The sequence below is a fragment of the Synechococcus sp. MU1655 genome, assembly GCF_023630655.1.
GTDB lineage: Bacteria > Cyanobacteriota > Cyanobacteriia > PCC-6307 > Cyanobiaceae > Synechococcus_C.
Genome location: NZ_JAKUHK010000266.1, coordinates 1 through 2,579, shown reverse-complemented (window position 1 = coordinate 2,579; position 2,579 = coordinate 1). Strand labels below are relative to the sequence as shown.

2 protein-coding genes and 1 pseudogene are annotated in these 2,579 nt (G+C 56.0%); 1 reads left to right on the top strand and 2 read right to left on the bottom strand.

The window, feature by feature from the left end; all coding sequences use genetic code 11:
- Both NCN04_RS10480 and NCN04_RS10475 read right to left on the bottom strand, forming a co-directional pair.
- A pseudogene (locus tag NCN04_RS10480) lies at window positions 1-1,284 on the bottom strand (DUF3769 domain-containing protein); the annotation flags it as partial.
- Between the two features lie 93 nt (window positions 1,285-1,377).
- Complete coding sequence (locus tag NCN04_RS10475; RefSeq protein WP_006042333.1) at window positions 1,378-1,497, bottom strand: photosystem II reaction center protein I; 120 nt, start codon at window positions 1,495-1,497, stop codon at window positions 1,378-1,380.
- 62 nt (window positions 1,498-1,559) lie between these two features.
- Between NCN04_RS10475 and NCN04_RS10470 the strand changes: the two genes are divergently transcribed.
- A partial coding sequence (locus NCN04_RS10470) for a glycoside hydrolase family 38 N-terminal domain-containing protein (protein WP_502988789.1) occupies window positions 1,560-2,579 on the top strand: 1,020 nt, incomplete at its 3' end.

The following is a 2,579-nucleotide window of genomic DNA, read 5'->3' as shown; positions in this document are numbered from 1 at the left end:
CCTTCCAACCATGGAGAGCTGGTCTGATACAGAAGCTTCCAGCTCAAAAGCTAAGTAATTCAGTAATTGGGAAAAATTTTCGCGAAAGGTACGCTCATAATTGCTCACAGATGTGTTGTAACTAATTCCTTCTACGAAGCCGAAACTCAGCCAAGGTTGCACCCATAATCTGACCCCTAACCCGACAATGGCCTCCCCAAAAAATTGTTCGGGAGTATCGGCATTTGGTTCATTCTGGTTGAATTCTCCACCTTGTTGTTCGAATGCCTGATGGCCGAAAAGATCGGCCTCTAGCTCCAGCGAAACTGGCCCAGCTCGCCAAATTCGTTTTTGCATGCTGACACCCAATAGATATTCCTCCCTGAGACGCCCATTGAAGAGAAAGGTGTCGCCGAAATTGGAATCAATCATCTGGCCGCCCCAGACGGTGACAGCCCAAGGATGGGGATGCCAATCTGGGATGGGAGGGAGTGGTGCTGGGCAGGCCATGCCTTCAGCAAATTGCTTCTCCTTTTCACTGCTCTCCTTTGGAGAGGGCACCGTCCAGGTATTGAGAGGCGGTATTGCTTCGTCCCAAAAGTTTGCAACAGCACCTTGAGCACTGATGCGCTCTGGCGTTGTGCTGCCGATCTCTAAATCGATGGCTGTTGGGAAGCCCAACCCGGTGCTTTCCATCACAGGTAGCAGCTGTTCAGGGTCGCTTGAGGAGGACGAGGAGGGAACGGTTGATGAAGGGCCGAAACCTTCCGACAGTTCATCGAGTTCAAGAACGCCGTAAACGTCTTCTAATTCACCGCTGTTTTGGATCAGGCTGTAGCGGAAGGTGCTTGCCTGGAAGTACTGCGACCCTCGCCGTAGTCGCACGCTTCCGCGGGCGAACAGAGTGTTGAAGTTGCTGTCAAATTCGACTCGATCGGCCTGAAGGGTCCCTCCTCGCAGTTCAGCTCGCACATTGCCTTCAGCAATAAAAACTCCTCGGCGCGCATCAAACGATTGCCGGTCAGCCGTGAGATCAATTTCTTCGGGGGGCTTGGACGTTGAGGGTTGGGTTGTGTCTGTCGTGACCTGCGGATTTGCCGTGGGACCGGGAAGAACTGGCTCTACATCGATCGGTACCGGACCAGCGTCAGAAAAAGAATGATCAGTGCTTTCAGGCTGTCCCTCAATCGTCTCAATCTTTTCAAGAGAGGTGTCCACAATCTGAGAGCGGACAGGGACGCCAGTCAGCGCAGCGGCAACAGCCAGTGATCCTGCGATCCTGGTGATGGGGCTCAACGCCGACAATGGAATCCAGCAATGGCAAGCGATCCTGCCATGTGTAAAGGCTCTTTAACTCGAGGCCTAACCAGTGCTTGGCGTGACCCTGTTATCTAGGACTCAATCTTCGAGATCTTTGCGGCTGGGTGTGCGGCTTGGGTCGCTGGCAAGGAAGCCAAAGACAAAGATGCCGAGAAAGAAAAAGACGACGGAATAAACCGAAATCTTGAGGGCAAGCATGGCAACCGACCGGCGTCTGAAAATTTGATCACCATTCTATGGCTGAATGATGGAATATCTGGATGGAGAAGCCTCTGCAAGCCCCGGGATCGGAGTGGATTGAAACGTTTCGATGTCGGAGTCGCGTAGATCTGCTCCCTGGGTGGTGGCGACATGGCGATCAGAAACGGCGATCGGTCCTGGCCGATCCCTGGGGGCGTATTCACCGTCCCGATTGGGCTGAGCGTGGACTTTTGATCTGGCCGCGAGGTGGCAACTGGTTGCACCTCGAGCAGACCCTGGTCTGTCCAAAGCCCTGGATGCAGGCCAGTGCGTCCTGCGAGCGACTGGTGCTCAGCTGGTGGGCCGATGAAGTGCGCCTCCGCATTGATGGGGTCCTGGTGCACGAGGGGGACCTCTTTGATACCCGCTGCCGTTGGCTTCTCCCTAAGGATTGGAGAGACGGTTCGGGGCTGCGGATCCAGCTGGAGTTGCGAAGCCCCTGCCATGACGATGGGGCTCTCATTCAGAGTGCTCTCGTTCAGGAACCTCTGATCGCCCAGTGCGACTCGGATCAGACGTTGCTTCCTGAAGCTTTGGAATTGTCCTGGGTCAGAGGAGAGTCGCTTCCGGATGCCGTGTTGTCTTGCGACCCGACGGCATCAGAGGCTGTTGCCGTGGTCGATCGCCACTTGGCGGCATGCCCGAAGCCCGTGGGTGTTGTTCATTGGCTGGGCCATGCCCATCTCGATCTCGCCTGGCTTTGGCCCGTGGCTGACACTTGGCAAGCCGCTGAACGGACCTTTCGCTCTGCCCTCGACCTGATGGAGCGTTACCCGGAGCTGCATTTTGCGCACTCCACCCCGGCTCTCTATGCCTGGGTGGAACGCCATCGTCCGGCCTTGCATGCGCGGATTCAGCAGGCCAGTCGTGAAGGTCGCTGGGAGCCAATCAATGGCCCTTGGGTCGAAACCGATTGTGTTCTGGTGAGTACGGCCTCCCTGTGGCGTCAGTTCACGCTTGGACAAGAGGACAGCCAGAGGTGTTTCCCGGAATGGCGCCATGACTTGGCTTGGCTGCCTGACAGCTTTGGGTTCGCCGCC